Origin of the sequence: Microcoleus sp. B13-B6, assembly GCF_036705405.1 — a bacterium.
Lineage (GTDB): Bacteria > Cyanobacteriota > Cyanobacteriia > Cyanobacteriales > Microcoleaceae > Microcoleus.
In genome coordinates, this window is sequence record NZ_JAUBUJ010000141.1 from 1 (window position 1) to 14,455 (window position 14,455).

12 protein-coding genes and 2 pseudogenes are annotated in these 14,455 nt (G+C 45.1%); 4 read left to right on the forward strand and 10 right to left on the reverse strand.

Annotated features, from left to right (window positions below; genetic code table 11):
* Nucleotides 1-254: 254 nt before the first annotated feature.
* Together QUB35_RS35670 and QUB35_RS35675 are read right to left on the reverse strand one after the other, a co-directional pair.
* Nucleotides 255-968, reverse strand: coding sequence for a DUF1997 domain-containing protein (locus QUB35_RS35670; RefSeq protein ID WP_333147289.1), 714 nt, complete (start codon nucleotides 966-968; stop codon nucleotides 255-257).
* Nucleotides 969-1,007: 39 nt separating this feature from the next.
* A pseudogene (locus QUB35_RS35675) lies at nucleotides 1,008-2,283 on the reverse strand (RNA-guided endonuclease InsQ/TnpB family protein).
* A 344-nt stretch (nucleotides 2,284-2,627) separates the two neighbouring features.
* Here QUB35_RS35675 and QUB35_RS35680 point away from each other — a divergent pair.
* Both QUB35_RS35680 and QUB35_RS35685 read left to right on the forward strand, forming a co-directional pair.
* Nucleotides 2,628-3,287, forward strand: a complete 660-nt coding sequence (locus QUB35_RS35680; protein WP_333147291.1) for an NAD(P)H-binding protein — start codon at nucleotides 2,628-2,630, stop codon at nucleotides 3,285-3,287.
* A gap of 311 nt (nucleotides 3,288-3,598) precedes the next feature.
* Complete coding sequence (locus tag QUB35_RS35685) at nucleotides 3,599-4,885, forward strand: glycoside hydrolase family protein (protein WP_333147293.1); 1,287 nt, start codon at nucleotides 3,599-3,601, stop codon at nucleotides 4,883-4,885.
* 311 nt (nucleotides 4,886-5,196) lie between these two features.
* Here the strand turns inward: QUB35_RS35685 and QUB35_RS35690 are convergent, their stop codons facing one another.
* The 3 genes from QUB35_RS35690 to QUB35_RS35700 all read right to left on the reverse strand — a co-directional run bounded on the left by QUB35_RS35690 (nucleotide 5,197) and on the right by QUB35_RS35700 (nucleotide 7,193).
* On the reverse strand, nucleotides 5,197-5,586 hold the full coding sequence (locus QUB35_RS35690) for a hypothetical protein (RefSeq protein WP_333147295.1): 390 nt from the start codon (nucleotides 5,584-5,586) through the stop codon (nucleotides 5,197-5,199).
* 842 nt (nucleotides 5,587-6,428) lie between these two features.
* The gene (locus QUB35_RS35695) at nucleotides 6,429-6,677 is read right to left on the reverse strand and encodes a hypothetical protein (protein ID WP_333147297.1); all 249 of its coding nucleotides are present in this window, start codon (nucleotides 6,675-6,677) and stop codon (nucleotides 6,429-6,431) included.
* A 171-nt stretch (nucleotides 6,678-6,848) separates the two neighbouring features.
* Nucleotides 6,849-7,193, reverse strand: coding sequence for a Dethiobiotin synthetase (locus QUB35_RS35700; protein ID WP_333147299.1), 345 nt, complete (start codon nucleotides 7,191-7,193; stop codon nucleotides 6,849-6,851).
* Between the two features lie 207 nt (nucleotides 7,194-7,400).
* On the opposite strand from QUB35_RS35700, the gene QUB35_RS35705 reads away from it, so the two are divergent.
* Nucleotides 7,401-8,906 carry an SGNH/GDSL hydrolase family protein gene (locus QUB35_RS35705; protein ID WP_333147301.1) on the forward strand — a complete coding sequence of 502 codons (1,506 nt, stop codon included), beginning with the start codon at nucleotides 7,401-7,403 and terminating at the stop codon, nucleotides 8,904-8,906.
* Between the two features lie 261 nt (nucleotides 8,907-9,167).
* Here the strand turns inward: QUB35_RS35705 and QUB35_RS35710 are convergent, their stop codons facing one another.
* The 5 genes from QUB35_RS35710 to QUB35_RS35730 form a co-directional block, all read right to left on the reverse strand.
* Entirely contained in the window at nucleotides 9,168-9,980 is an 813-nt protein-coding gene (locus QUB35_RS35710) for an MlaE family lipid ABC transporter permease subunit (RefSeq protein ID WP_333147303.1), read from the reverse strand.
* Between the two features lie 223 nt (nucleotides 9,981-10,203).
* Nucleotides 10,204-11,238, reverse strand: a complete 1,035-nt coding sequence (locus QUB35_RS35715; RefSeq protein ID WP_333147306.1) for a patatin-like phospholipase family protein — start codon at nucleotides 11,236-11,238, stop codon at nucleotides 10,204-10,206.
* Nucleotides 11,239-11,395: 157 nt separating this feature from the next.
* Entirely contained in the window at nucleotides 11,396-12,016 is a 621-nt protein-coding gene (gene mtnB, locus QUB35_RS35720) for a methylthioribulose 1-phosphate dehydratase (RefSeq protein WP_333147308.1), read from the reverse strand.
* A 255-nt stretch (nucleotides 12,017-12,271) separates the two neighbouring features.
* Nucleotides 12,272-12,940, reverse strand: coding sequence for an HAD-IB family phosphatase (locus QUB35_RS35725; RefSeq protein WP_333147310.1), 669 nt, complete (start codon nucleotides 12,938-12,940; stop codon nucleotides 12,272-12,274).
* Nucleotides 12,941-13,064: 124 nt separating this feature from the next.
* Nucleotides 13,065-13,886: a Crp/Fnr family transcriptional regulator gene (locus tag QUB35_RS35730; RefSeq protein WP_333147312.1), complete on the reverse strand. Its 822-nt coding sequence runs from the start codon at nucleotides 13,884-13,886 to the stop codon at nucleotides 13,065-13,067.
* A 354-nt stretch (nucleotides 13,887-14,240) separates the two neighbouring features.
* On the opposite strand from QUB35_RS35730, the pseudogene QUB35_RS35735 reads away from it, so the two are divergent.
* Nucleotides 14,241-14,455 (forward strand): annotated as a pseudogene (locus tag QUB35_RS35735) (DALR anticodon-binding domain-containing protein); the annotation flags it as partial.

Consider the following 14,455-nt stretch of genomic DNA (forward strand, 5'->3'; position numbering starts at 1 on the left):
TTAACCGCAGAGGGCGCAGAGAACGCAGAGGGAGAGAATACAGAGATGAATAATTCCGATGCTACCGGATTTGATATAACATACAATTTAAACTCACATCTTGCACCATTGTTAATTAGCCTTTTCTGAACAGGCTTTCCGGCCTGTTCCACAAGAAGAAAATTTATCTTTTGTGGAACAGGCCCGACAGCCTGTTCTTGAGAATGGTGCAACCTCTCAATTTAAATGCACAACAGCTTAGGGCGCAAGTCTCGTTAATGTTTCTTAGGATTTTTCGGAAAAGGAATGCCCAAACTTTCGTGAAAAACAACCTGAGTTTTATAAGTCAAGCGCCGGTTAACTTGTTTGATGATTTTTTCCAAAAGCGCATCGCCGGTTTTTTCTATTAAAGGTTGAGACATCGATCGAATAAACTTGGGAAAGCAAACTCCCACAGCCAAATCCAGCTTCCAGGTAGTAATGGTAATCGCAGGCGGCAGCTTAGCGCGTTCCGAGCTCGGCCAATCGGCGGCAAACTCCTGAGACGGTATCTCCACTAGCTTCATTGCCGATCGAAAATCCACTTCATACCCAGGGGATGTATAATCGGGAACCGGGATTGTCTTAATCAAATAGCACCCTTCAGCGTCAGGCGGCAGCAACTCTAAACCAATTCTCGCTTCAACGCGGTAGCCAAAAGCCCCAAAACGCCCGATTAATAAATCATAGCCGTTTTCGCCGATCGGCTGGGCCTTCATCGGCGAAGCGCAGTGGCAAAACCAACTCTTGTGGTTGTTCAAATGGTTCCCCACCGTCTCCGCATCGGCGTACATCTCCATGCTGTCTTCAAAATGCGTGTGAAACCAAATCGGCTCAACTTCCTCTGGTGCATCCGCGCTTCCACTTTCGGGCGGTTGGACACTCGCATCTGGGTAGTAATTTTCGTCAGAAGCTTCAACAGTTTGATATTCAGCGGAATCGTGCTTCATCGTATGCTCTCCTGTTATAGCTAGTAAAAGTATAGTCATTTATCGCATGACATGGGAGGCATTAAGTCCCTCCCCCTTCGCTTGTACTTTGAGCGGATTGACCCGCCTCGGCTGAACTACGCAGCTCCCTATCAAGAAAGCTAAACGCATTTGGGATTGCTTTTCTCAAAATGTTGTAGGCGCCATTCACATCGGAATTAATTAATTGACCGACCGATGTTTTGTACAATCCTCTCTTGATTCGCTTGCCACTAAATATGACATCATTCCCAGTCTTTCCATAAACAGGGATTGGGTCTAAATTAAGAAAACTTGATTGAGAAGTATAAGATTCTTCTTGCTGTAGCACCTTAATCCCAACTAATTGAGCTTTGTATTCCAACATCTCAATTAGTCGAGCATGAGGAACGTTGATAAAGTTTTGATTAGTTTGCTTCCCTAAGTTGATCTCGTTTTTCCATTGTACATTTTTGCCAATTACTAGCATCTCAAGTTGTTTGGCGACAAGAACGTCAACGATCAGGCGACTGGTATGGTGTAAATAGTTATCGACTTTTTGATTGCGACAACGAGTTAAACGCTGAATGCGGGATGAGGTCTTGCGACCTCTTTTCAACTGAGATTGTAACTCGGCTTTACGTTTGTTGTAGAACTGATTAATTGATTTCAATGGTCGCCCGTTAATCAGGAGAGGGGTAAAACCCGGCTGATTTGAAGTTAACGCCACTAAATTATTCAGTCCTAAATCAATACTAGCTACGAAGTTTTTTGGGTTTTCATCAAGGGTGAACTCCGGTTCATTATAGATTACCTCAATTACATAACAATCGCATTTAGGAACCAGTCTAACTTGGCAAACCCGATCTGGTTTTACCTTGGTTTTTATTGAGATTTCCGTACCCGAAAGCTTGATGATTCCTTTTTTCAATTGCTTGCTACTAACAGCCTGAATCGTATAGACGAGGATATTCCGTCCTTTGATTTTATCTTTGTACTTCGGTAGTTTTGGGCTACCAGTGAATTTAGTGGGCTGCGTTTTGTAAGCTTTTACAGCCTCAAAAAAAGATTTCCAATTCTTGTCCAATATCATCAATACTTGTTGACTAACCTTGGCTGGCAAGTCTTTGTACGCTTGATGAGACTTCATCAAACCGTTCATTTCGTTGTAATTAATGTAACCCCATCCATAGATAAAACTCTGACGAATTACGTAATTAGCAGCATTGTAGAGATTTTTGGATTGAAAAGCTAATTTATCAATCTCCACGAAACGGTGTTCCGTAGATTTAATGATGTGCCTCTCTGCTAGTTGCATTCAGACTCTCCATTTTTTGGCGTTGCTTAATCAGAGTATGAAAAAAATAAGTTAAAAATCCAGAAGCTTTGTGGATACTGGTTTCTATGACTTGCATATTTAGCCTTTCATACCGTAAATCAGCAACGCCCATTTTTTAACGAGCGAAATAATTCTTTCAGTTGACCCTCCTGACTATATGATAGTACCATTGTTTATTGATGCTTACAATCTTAATGAAGTTTTATAATACACGCCAATCGATCGGGTTGGGGATGTGTTAAGGAAGTTTCCTCCCTACAATTGAGAAATCGATAGTTGCGCTATAGCAACAAAACTTACCCTAGTTCAGCATAACTCGACATATGAAAGCATTTGTAGCAGGAGCCACAGGTCAGACTGGCCGCCGAATCGTCGCAGAATTAGTCAAGCGAGGCATTCCCGTGCGCGCCTTAGTCCGAAATCTAGACACAGCGAGGCAAATTTTACCGCCGGAGGTAGAGTTAGTGACTGGGGATGTATTAAATGCGACTTCCCTGGGCGATGCCATCGGCGATAGTACGGTATTGCTGTGCGCGACAGGGGCGGCCCCTGGTTTTGACCCGACAGCGCCTTACAAGGTGGATTTGGAAGGTACTAAAAATTTGGTGGATGCAGCTAAGGCTAAGGGAATTGAGCATTTTGTGCTTGTGACTTCTCTGTGCGTCTCTCAGTTTTTTCACCCGCTGAATTTGTTCTGGCTGATTCTGGTTTGGAAGAAGCAAGCCGAGGAATATTTGCAAAAAAGCGGCCTCACTTATACGATCGTCCGTCCGGGCGGTCTCAAAAATGAGGATAATTCAGATGCGATCGTCATGACTGGTGCGGACAAAATGTTTGAGAGCAGCATTCCGCGCACCAAGGTAGCCCAAGTGTGCGTGGAGGCGCTGTTTCAGCCGACTTCTCGCAACAAGGTTGTGGAAATTGTGGCGAAGTCGGAGGCTCCGCAAAAGAGTTTTGAGGAGTTGTTTGCCAGTGTGATTTGATTGAATTAGGCTCGCTTGGGTTCGGTGCGTCAGACAAAAAACACTTTGATTTGGATCGCAGATGTTGCACCATTGTCAACAACAGGCAAGATGCCTGTTCCACAAAAAGTGGATTTTATTGTGGGGTGGGCATCCTGCCCGCCCAAAAAAGGCTTATCCTGCCCGCCCAAAAAAGGCTGATCGAGAATGGTGCAAGATGTGATTTGGGTCAAAGAGTGGGGCTGACGCACCCTACAACAATTTTCCGATCGCCAAATCTGGCAAAATCTTAATAGTTTTACGATTCGCCCTTAAAATTTCGTTTTCTCAGCATGAAAACTCTCAAGTGGCCAGCTTGGTTCCCCTATCCGATTTCGTGGTTAAGGGCGTTTGCTCTCGCTCAGAGTTTTAGTTTTGTCCTTCGCAGGGGCATTCCTTTTGTCAGCGACGATATCGGCTTTCTGACTCTACTGCTGGCGGCTTGGCTGATTCAGTTGCCTGTGTTTTTTGTTTGTCACTTTTTAGCAGTCAAAATCTTAAATCCCGTACTAATTATGCTGCCGGGGCGCTTTCGCGTGGCGCGCAAGTTCAAGCGCCGGCATACGGGTATTCGATCGCACTTGCGAGAAGGCTTGAATGCTGTTGTAGTGATTTTTTTTGCATTTAATCTGTCGCTGTTGGTGCAACTTGCGATTTTTTATTGGCCAGCGCGAGCGATCGATCCGGCTCAGTTACTAACAGGAATATCTACTCTGACAAATGTTGCCATAGCCGGTGAATTAGATTTCTGGCTGATTAAATTGGCGGGGGTTTTATCGAGTCTAACGCTGGTAGCCGCGCCGCTATATCAATACGATTTTCGGGTGCGCCGAATGCGGGCGGCTCGAAAATTAGCCGAATTTGCGGAAATGGAAATGACTTTGCTGGAAGCTGAGAAATTAAGCCGTCGAAAAAGAGGTTTGCTGAGGCGATCGGAAATTCAAATCCTCGGATTTCTACTTTTAATCGGCGCTGTGATTGGCGGCGGTGTTTTTTTGGTTGCTAATTTGCGGGGAAATCAGCAGTTGTCGCAGTCGGTAAGCGGGCGGGGAAAATTCCCGCCGCTGGCTATTAAAACGGGCGATCCTTATATTCGAGCCCTGATGCGAACTATTTCTGCTAGCGAGTCCAATGTTTCTCGGCCTTATCACGTTGTTTACGGTGGCAAATACATATTAGATTTGAGCCGCCATCCTGACTGGTGTGTGAGGATTGTTAATGGCCCGAATCGGGGCAAGTGTACTACGGCAGCGGGCAGGTATCAATTTCTGACTTCGACTTGGAAGGAGAAGGCTAAGCGCTATCAGGCGCGTCGTGCTAATTTTTTATTCTGGGAAGATTACAGTTTTGAACCAGAAGATCAGGATGCTGTGGTTTATGCTTGGTTGAGCGATCGCAAGTTTTGGAAGGCTGATATTCCTGAGATGTTGCGGCAGGAAAGATTAACGGACGTATTGCGGATGCTTTCGGGAACTTGGACGAGTTTGGGATATGGAATTGAGACCAATTCTATGAGTTCTCGTTTGCCGAAAGTCTACCGGGAAATGCTGCGGGAAGAATTGGAAAATGCTGGTTCTTAGGTTAAATTAACACAAAGAAGGGTAGGGACACTGCAGTGTCCATTGGTGTCAACTTAACGTTAAACAGTCCGACAGTCCGACAGGGAATGAATTCCCTGCCTCAAAGCTAAAGTCCTCTGAAGAGGACTGAGAATAAAATTTTTTAAACTCATTAGTCCTCTTCAGAGGACTTTAGCTATTAGACAGGGGTTTCAACCCCTGGCGGACTGACGGGTAGGCGGGAATATTGATGGACTAAAAGCTTAAGTTGACACCTATGGGCCAAGCCCTGTCCTACAGAGATCCGGTGCAATCCACCATATTTGATATAATTACTTCAATTTTGGTAAAAAGGCTGTCAAACATTTGTACAATTCTAATCCCGGCCCTGCTTGCAGCGGATAAAGCTTGTCGAAATTAATGGGATTTCCTGGTGCTAATTTCCACTCGGTTTTCTGTGCGGTTTTTGGGGAAATTTCGATCGCTAGCGTGATGTTAATAATGTTGTTGTGCTGGGGGATGCCCCGGAAGCAGTAACTTTTGCCCGTGCGTTTGTCTGAATCGCTGCCGGTGATGTATCTGTCTTGTTTGCGAAATTGGATTTCTCGAAAAGGTCGATCGAGCACAAAGGAGTCTCGGTAGCGGTAGTCTCCGTCGCGCAAGCTTTGGACAGTCGGCTTGATTTGACTTATAAGTGTTGCTGGACTAAGAGTTAGCATCATTGATCCGCGTTCCTCCTGTGAAATCGGTGATTTTGCTGCCTGGTTGCGGGTGTCTGTGTCGCTGTTGGCGGCTTAAACAAACGCGCGCCGTGTAACAAATTAATAAAAGTTGTGATGCAGTTTAAGTTGATCGGGAGCATCTCATATTTGTAAAGACACTTCTTCTGGCTCCTTCCTTCTTCCTTCTGAGTCTTTTCTCCTGGCTCCTGACTCCTGACTCCTAACTCCAATTTCTACCTTGGCTGCTTTCATTGAGATGCTCCCAAGTTGATCCCTAGCAATCGTGAATAATTATTTCAGGGTTTCCTCTCGGTTATTTATCTGAGTAATAATAGAAACATACAGCAAGCCGTGAGAAATTTTACGGGCGCATATTTAGGGATTAATTGACAATACTGCGAGGATACTGCTATGTTTTGCGTGACGCGAGAAACCGGAAATTCCCAACGGCGAGGCTCTTTCACCTCTGCGTCTAAAAGTACCCCTATTCTGCGAGCGCGAGTTTACAAAGATGAGGCTCTGGTGTCGGCCACGCTAGCGGGGCTGCCAGCTCTTTTGGCATCCCTCGAAAGCTTTCGCGAGCAGTAGAACTTGGCATTTTCTATTGCTATATATGGCGCTTTGATGTTTGTGATAGCGGCTGCCAACCGACCAATGGCTGTTTTGATTGCACCTACAATCCTCCTCGATTTGAGTAGAGTTTTGCTGTGCTGAACTATTGCAGGACTAAGAAACCTGGTTGTTTATACACAAACATTTTTACAGCCCTTTGTTATGGTATGAAAAATGGTATAAAAACCAGGTTTCTTGGTATCTGTCCGTAAGTCTTGTGTTAACAAAATTTATTTGTCAGTGTCATCCGGTGCGATCGATCCCTCTACCTCTTGGGAAGAACGGCTTAACATAGAGTCGTGCAGGTGTTCGCTGTGCTGCCGTTCTTGAGCCATTAATTCTCTGGCTTTTTCTTCAGCAATTCCCTCCCCATGTGTTTCTAGCTCGTGGGAGGAACGATTGAGCATAGATTCGTGCAAGTGTTCGCTATGCTGCCTTTCTCGTGCAATTAGTTGTCTAGCTTTTTCTTCGGCGTTCATGGGAGTCTCTCCAAGTGTTTGTGAGAACTGATTCTTATATTAAGATGCCACAATTCGAGGGTAAATGTAGCAAGATTAACATAAATTTTTACAAATAATTGTAGAAAAAAATGTAGAAAAAAATTTGAGTTTACTGGCGGTGGGTATCGGGATCGGTGGTAGCCGAGCTAATTATTGCCAGACACCGGAAAAGATATTCTTGACTGCGATCGCAATTCGATTTAAGTCTTCCTTCAGCAGCGGCGGCCAAGAAACTCCTCTGCGGAGTCCCGATTCAAATTGCTGCAAACCTTCTACTGACAGTAAATGCAGTGCCGAGATCAATTGTCGATCGAGCATTGGAGATTCTTGCAGCCCTTCAAACAATATTTTTAAAGCTAATAAAATCGATGTCACCTGTCCGGGTACGGGGGGCTGACCTTGTTTGAGACGCATCAGGAAGGCGTCGGGATTTTTCTTGGTTTCCAGGGCGGTTCCTTGGTCGATCAGAAAACTGCGGGCTGTTTTGTAATCCATTTGACGTGCGATCGATCTCCTGCAATTAATTAGCTGGCATTATATCACTTTTTGTCGCGCTCAATTTGGTAATATATTTCCATACAGCCTACACTACAGCTACTCGTGAGGTGGGCCCATAAGCACGCTACAGCTACTGATTAGAGGCGTAGCATTCATCCCACAGTCGCCTTGAGCGAAGTGAAACGGACAGGGAAAAATAAAACAATGGCAAAACACCAAAGAAATAGCAGAAAATCCAAGATTTATCGCTACTTGTGGCTGCTTTTTTTGTGTCTGAGCTTTCTGTTAGTTCCGCTCATCAAAAAAATAGCTGCCGATACGCCATTCCCCCCACCCGCTCCTATTGAAAATAATGCTAGTTTTGGAGCGAGGATTCAAAGGACGATGGGGCTACTTGCGGCTAGCACTCAAACAGACCGCCGCCAAGTGCGTATTCTATTCTACGGTCAATCCATCACAGAACAAGATTGGTGGAAAGATGTAGTGAAGGATTTGAGACAGCGATTTCCCAATGCAGATTTAATTGTAGAAAATCGGGCGATCGGAGGATTTGCCGCCCCGATTTTAATCCGTCCCAGCGAACATGATTTGTATCCTTTTTATCCAGACTTGCTAATTTTTCACGTCTACGGAGGCGATGAAGATTACGAAGCCCTAATTGCCAATGTCCGCAGCCGCACTGCTAGCGAAATACTCTTGCATTCCGACCATATTGACTGGATGCCGACAGGCAACAGCGACGATCCAAATTCAGTCAGCAGATACGAATGGCACAACACTCATTCTACTCAATGGCTGCCGGAGTTGGCAGATAAATACGGCTGCGAAATCGCCGAAATTCGCGAACCTTGGCGCAGGTATTTGAAAGACAATCGCTTGCAGCCACAACAGCTATTGAGCGACAGCATTCACCTCAACGATTGGGGAAACTTTCTCCTAGCTGCTCTCATAAAACCGTACCTGCGGTACAACCCAAATTCTCCTCAACCGCCGCAGGATTTAGTGAAAACCTATACAGTTGGCAGCGATGTTAAATGGCAAGATGGCAAGTTGGTTTTAGAATTTGAAGGAAATAGAATAGATGCGATCGCCGATAAAACCTTCAACGGCAAGGCAATTTCTGCTAGAATTGCGATCGACGGCAAAAAACCATCAGAATTTCCTGAACTTTACAGCATCACCAGACCTAGCGTTAGCCTTGGCGTCGGTTGGCCGGCAATCATCCAAATATCAAGTCAAAAACCGCTAATCGTCGAAGATTGGAAAGCCATAATTACTGAGATTAACAGCGACGCTAGCAAGTTTAAATTTGACGTTGTAGGTTCTAAAACAGGTTACGACGGCAGCGGTACAAACGACGAAATGTTTGTCTCAAACTCGGGCCGCGTCGTGATTGAACCGAGAAACTGGTGGCTGCAAAAAGCCTATGAACACTCTAAAAAACCGACGCCTAAAGGCTTTGAGATTTCCTGGCAGGTGCGACCAATGTTTGTTGATTCATACGTTCCGCCAAAGATTGCAGATTCAAACCGCGAGTATTCTACAACATTGGCTCAGAATTTGAGCAACTCCAAACACATCCTCGAAATCGTCCCCGAAACAGATGGGAAAGTTCCTATTGAGGCAATTCGAGTGTATCGCCCTCCTTTCTCCAATCTAAAATCTCAAGTTGAGAGTTTTAAACCGCAGATATCAGCGGATGAACGCTGATCAACGCTGATGCAATTTTATCAGCGTTTATTTGCGTTCATCTGCGGTTTAAAAAATCTTTATGTTGATTTTATAGCAATCGCCTTGGCGGCGTAGGGCGTTGATGATTGTTCAAACCCTTAATAATTAAGCATCTTGACTCCTGACTCCTGCTAAGTAGGTGTGCAGAATTAATTACACAATATTTCTACTGAAACCCTTGCCTAGCAAGGAGTCTTTATGTAATTAATTTTGTGTGGTTACTTATAATCGCCAAGATTATCAACTTCTAGGAATTCCTAACTCGTGAAACATCAACAGCGATAAACATAAATCCGCCACAAAAATCAACACCCAAGAAGTTACCACCGCCGCCGTTGCAGCTTGGCCTACTCCTTTCCCTCCGCCCACCGTCGTCAATCCCCAACCGCAACCGACAAGGGCAATTATTAACCCAAAAATAAAACTTTTAATCACCACATTTACTAAATCCCAAGGCCCCAAGAAAGTTCGCACCGATTCCAAAAATACCGACGGTTCCAAATTATAAAAATGAACCGCTACAAATAGCCCGCCCAAAATTCCCACCGCTACCGAAAAAATTGTTAAAATCGGCAGCATGATGCAGCAAGCTATCACCCTCGGCACTACTAAATAATCAACCGGATTTGTTCTTAACATATACAGGGCGTCTATTTGTTCCGTCACCTGCATTTCTCCTATCTCCGCCGCAAAGGCCGAACCTACTTGTCCCGCCACCACGCCCGCCGTTAAAAGTGGTGCTAATTCGCCGCAAAATGCCACAGCAAAAGCACCTCCCATCGCCCCAACCGCGCCAAAGCGAACCAATTCTCTGGCTGATTGAAATGTAAAAATCATGCCGCCAAAAAAGGCTATTAGCAGCACGGATCTGAAAGAATCCAAGCCTACTGTTACTAAATGTTCCATGATTTTGCGGCGGTCAATTTTGCCTTGGAGTATGCGTAGCAGCACTTGGCCGCCCAAGAACAACGTCACGAAAAACCGCTGAAACCACCTGTTATTGAAGGTTTCATCTAAATGTCGATCGCACTTTTCTTGGTATTTTTTAACCAATGACTGAGGACTCGCGATTTATTGCAAACAGGGCGAAGCATTGCTAAATAGAGATTTACGCAATTGTACAGCAATTATTGCACGATTTGTCAACATATATTTTTTGTCTCTCAGCCCTGCGGTTGGTGGGTTAGGCGCGGTTTAAGATTTATTTATTGGTGACTTAACTTAATCGCCGCGCCCAACCCACCCTACAATATGACTAAAATCTAAAATCCTAGGACTACTCCGCAAGTAACAAGTCTATAAACTTATCCAACTTTTCATTATTCTTTTCGGCTTGATCCTTGCCAATTCTCAGCAGTGCCGATATCTTCTCTTCCGAGGCATCATCAATCGGCAGCGGTTGTTCGTGGCTCAAATCGGGAGTAATTCTCAAATATTGATTCGGTCTTTCAACCGCATCATAAATTTGAATTAGTTGATAATTTACCGTTTCAGCAACTCCCGTCATCATGATATTAATCAAAGGCTGAACCCACTCAACTTGACCCCAATTTTTCGCTTCTTCGTAGGGGTATTTTTTCTGAGCTTCTCCTGTCCCCAGCGATAGAATTACCATATCTTTTGCGGTCGGACCTTTGTCGGAGCGATCGTCGGGAATTCTGAATTTATTTCTAACTTCTGCATAGGCACAAAGTGCGGGATTGTTTGCGAAAACTCCCCCGTCAATTAAAGCGTAGGATTCGTTGGTCAAAGAGCGGATTTTGGTAGGTTCAAAGAAAGTGGGAGCTGCTGATGTGGCTCTGGCGATATCTCTAATAAAATAGTCTTCTGCTGGAAGTTCTTTAGCATCTATTTGATCGAAAAAGTGAGCTTTTCTCCTTTCGATGTCGTAACTGGAAATTAAACAAGGTTTGAGCAGTTCGCTGAGTTTGCAATTTCTAAAGTTTTCCAACAAGAATTGTTCTAAGCGCTCGCCTGGATATTTCTCATCTATCAAACCGTCTATAGATCTGAGTTTTTGCCATAATGAACTCTTAAAAACGTCGCGACCGCTCTCAATCGAAAAATTAAGAGCGTCTTTCGCTGACCACCGAGGTCTGGTGGGATTTTCGGCATCGGGATACAAATAGATGCAAGTTAAAATTCCTCCCGCACTCGTGCCCGCGATTAAATCAAAATAGTCAGCTATTCTCGCATCTGGGTTGCCACTTGCCTTTTGCAGCTTTGACTCAATGCTAACTAAAACTTGCGCGGGAATAATTCCTCTAATTCCGCCTCCATCTATGGATAAAATTCTGGTATATTTAGCCATTACTGTTGCCTCCTCTGAATGTTTGCTCGTTTCCTACAGTCCGGGATACAAAAAGTGGTTTGAGAAGCTAATCATAGCGGTAATAGCGGTAAGGTGCTTAGGGCGCGCCCTACATAATTCCGCATTCATGCACCGCTCAATCTCAAATCCCAAATCTTCAATCTAAATTTAATTGGCGGGCGGCGATCGTATAGCGAAAAATGTATTCTACAATTTCTACGTAATTGTAGGCGGCCGCTGGCGAGTCTGCCCAGACTGTTATGCCGTGATCGCGAATTAATAAAGCGGGTACAGACGGCGCTGAAACGGCAAAAAAGTCGCAAATTTCCTTGGCTATCTTAGGGACTTCCAAATAATTTGTAAAGAGGGGGATCGACACCTGCGGGTTTTCCTCCCACACCCCCAAACCTTTCAGCATTTCGATCGCCGGTAAAGGCACTGCATCTCCTGCTGTTAGCCGAGAAACTAAATTTGCCTCGATCGAGTGAACGTGATAGCAAGCTTTAGCGTTTGGAAAACAATTGTAAACGGCTAAATGAATGCTGGTTTCGGCCGAAGGGCGGCTGTCGGGAACAGGTTGCTCAACAATAGCACCGTCTGAGTTCATTCTGATAAAATCTTCTTTAGTTAACTGCCCTTTCGCGCGGCCGCTAGCAGTAATCCAAAAAGTGCCATCTGGTAAGCGGGCTGAAAGATTGCCAGCAGTCCCAACCATCCAACCGCGATCGTAAAAATGTTTGGCTGCTGCAATTAAATCCGATCTCAAATCGCCACTCATTCTTTACAAATTCCTCAGCTTTTGATCTATTTTTTAGTAGGTTGATAGGAATTGCGCTGGCCTATCTAAACAACGTAGGGTGATCCATGCACACCTTATATCAAATTCGGTAGCATCGGACTTATATGCAGGGGGGCGGGTTTATTATATTGTCTATTATGGGCAATTATTGTTGGTGAACCCGCCCCTACAAAATTTAACATCATACAATACCGATGCAAACGGAATTTATATTACCTGAGAAAGGCGATAGTTTCAATTCCATTTCTGGGACAAACTTTCCAAAATGTCAAAAAAATTATCCCATTTAGTATAAGGCTTTTGCTGTTCGTCTAGATACTGGGCAAGCCGATCGCGCGCAAACACCGACGAAGCCTGCAAAGCCATATTAAAATCCGTCAGCGAATCTCCGATTGCCACCTGTTCCTCGGCCGGGTGCTGGCCCATCACCCGCACCTTAGACACCAATTCCTCATCTCCTTCAAACTCAGAATTGACTTGCAAGCGAGGGCCACTAGCGTCCACATCCACAGCGTAAATAACGCTCGCCCGGTGTACCAAATCGCCCATTACCGTCTCTACCATGACCCGAAGACCGCCGGAAACGATCGCAAAATCTACCTTTTTCTCGTCCAAAAAATCCAGCAACTCCAACAATCCCGGCCGCATCAGCCTTCCCCTAGAAAATTCCACAATTTCCCCGTAACGTTCCGAGGGAATAGACTCTAGTAACTGCCGCACTCCCGATCGCAAACTCAGCCTTCTAGCGTATATTTCAGGCATCAGTTGAGACGACAGTTCCGGTGCGAAATACTTGAGCATGGCCACAAAAGTTTCTTCAACAGTTATCGTGCCGTCAAAGTCGCAGAATACCACCCGTTGCTGATTGTTCGGGATTGAAGATTTTTGCTTGTCATCGGTCATTGTCAGTCGCACCTTTCGAGAACGGCAAAAGTTTACACAATTCATCGTACACTGTCGAGCGATCGAGCGCGACAGCCCAAAACTAATAGTGACGCGCTGTTTGTTGGCAATTTACCGCAGGATTTTATTCAGAATCTTCGAGAGAATCTTCATCTTCCAGGGAATCTTCCAGGGAATCTTCGAGAGAATCTTCATCTTCCAGGGAATCTTCTACCTCCTGCTTGTGGTTTTTTGTCTTTTGGGGGTTAGACTTAGCCGGCAAACAGATTAAATTATCATCTTCAGTATTAATCAAACCTTTCGATCGCAACTTACCCATCAGTCGCGTCACCGTCACCCGCGTTGAGCCAATTGCGCTGCCAATTTGAGCGTGAGTCAAGGCCCAAGGCAGCCGGTAGCCCCGAACCACATCCGGTTCGTCGTCACCTACGTAAGGTTCGCCGAACTCCTCGATCAACAAAGTGAGAAATCCCAACAGTCGGTCGATCGTCCGACGCTGTCCCAAAGTGCTCAGCCAGAGGAGTTTCCGCTGGTGCTGGTAGCGAAACGCATCCAAAATTTCTCTACGAAAGTGAGGCCAATTATCCAAGTCGTGCCAATACATCCACACTACGTGAGTTTGATCGGCGTGGGCGTAAGCTTGGAGAGTAAACGGAGACTGAGCAACCAGTTCAAAGGGCTGGCCTGCGCCGACGAAGCCCAAAAAAGCTTCTTCTGTAGTTTTGTCAGCGGATTTCGACTTCGCCGCCGCAGCGCTAACTTGAGCGCTACCTACGAGTCGCACAGAACCTTTCTGGACTAAATACAGCAGTCCGGGTCTTGCGGGAATCCGCTCGTCTTTGCTAAAAGTCCGGCAGCGGTAGTGTTCCTGGGCCCAGTCGATAATTCGCTGCCAAGTGATAAAAGGTCGATCGATAGTCTCTACAGGTGTGGAAGTTGATTGCATAAGTGAGGCTCTGGGATATATTTAAGAGTGAGAAAAACAGCTTCTGCCAGCAGTGCGATACAAAGTGAGACAACCAACCCCCGATCGAGCTTGCACGCTTCTTAACTATGCTGACTTTTCTTAGTTTTACCGAAAAATTTAATGTAGCAAAAAATACATCAAAATGGTAGAGTTCAGCAAAAAATTTGTCGTAAATTATTGTTATTTAGCAAAAAAATCGCTAGAAAGCCTATTAATTCGATGTAGCCCCGATCGGGGGAGCCGATCGACTATCTCTGAGATCAGCAGTTTAACGTACAAGAAAAGTGCAAGCGGTAACAGTCGATCGTTGCTCTTACCGTAGGATGAGCCGATATGGATACAGCAAATATGGAGCCGTGCCCGGAAGTTACAGTGAAGTGTTTCTTGCTTTCAAGGTTCCAAAGGGCGATCGCCCTGCAAGAGACACTAGGGGAAATTCCATTAAATCTCATAGGTGGCACCATTCTCAATAACGGGCAAGATGCCCGTTCCACAAAAGATGAATTTTCTTGTGGAACAGGCATCTTGCCTGTTCCTAAACAAGTAAT

Excerpts from the sequence above, each read along its gene's own strand:
- QUB35_RS35670 (WP_333147289.1), bottom strand. The coding sequence starts at position 968 with ATGAAGCACGATTCCGCTGAATATCAAACTGTTGAAGCTTCTGACGAA.
- QUB35_RS35680 (WP_333147291.1), top strand. The coding sequence starts at position 2,628 with ATGAAAGCATTTGTAGCAGGAGCCACAGGTCAGACTGGCCGCCGAATC.
- QUB35_RS35685 (WP_333147293.1), top strand. The coding sequence starts at position 3,599 with ATGAAAACTCTCAAGTGGCCAGCTTGGTTCCCCTATCCGATTTCGTGG.
- QUB35_RS35690 (WP_333147295.1), bottom strand. The coding sequence starts at position 5,586 with ATGATGCTAACTCTTAGTCCAGCAACACTTATAAGTCAAATCAAGCCG.
- QUB35_RS35695 (WP_333147297.1), bottom strand. The coding sequence starts at position 6,677 with ATGAACGCCGAAGAAAAAGCTAGACAACTAATTGCACGAGAAAGGCAG.
- QUB35_RS35700 (WP_333147299.1), bottom strand. The coding sequence starts at position 7,193 with ATGGATTACAAAACAGCCCGCAGTTTTCTGATCGACCAAGGAACCGCC.
- QUB35_RS35705 (WP_333147301.1), top strand. The coding sequence starts at position 7,401 with ATGGCAAAACACCAAAGAAATAGCAGAAAATCCAAGATTTATCGCTAC.
- QUB35_RS35715 (WP_333147306.1), bottom strand. The coding sequence starts at position 11,238 with ATGGCTAAATATACCAGAATTTTATCCATAGATGGAGGCGGAATTAGA.
- mtnB (WP_333147308.1), bottom strand. The coding sequence starts at position 12,016 with ATGAGTGGCGATTTGAGATCGGATTTAATTGCAGCAGCCAAACATTTT.
- QUB35_RS35725 (WP_333147310.1), bottom strand. The coding sequence starts at position 12,940 with ATGACCGATGACAAGCAAAAATCTTCAATCCCGAACAATCAGCAACGG.
- QUB35_RS35730 (WP_333147312.1), bottom strand. The coding sequence starts at position 13,886 with ATGCAATCAACTTCCACACCTGTAGAGACTATCGATCGACCTTTTATC.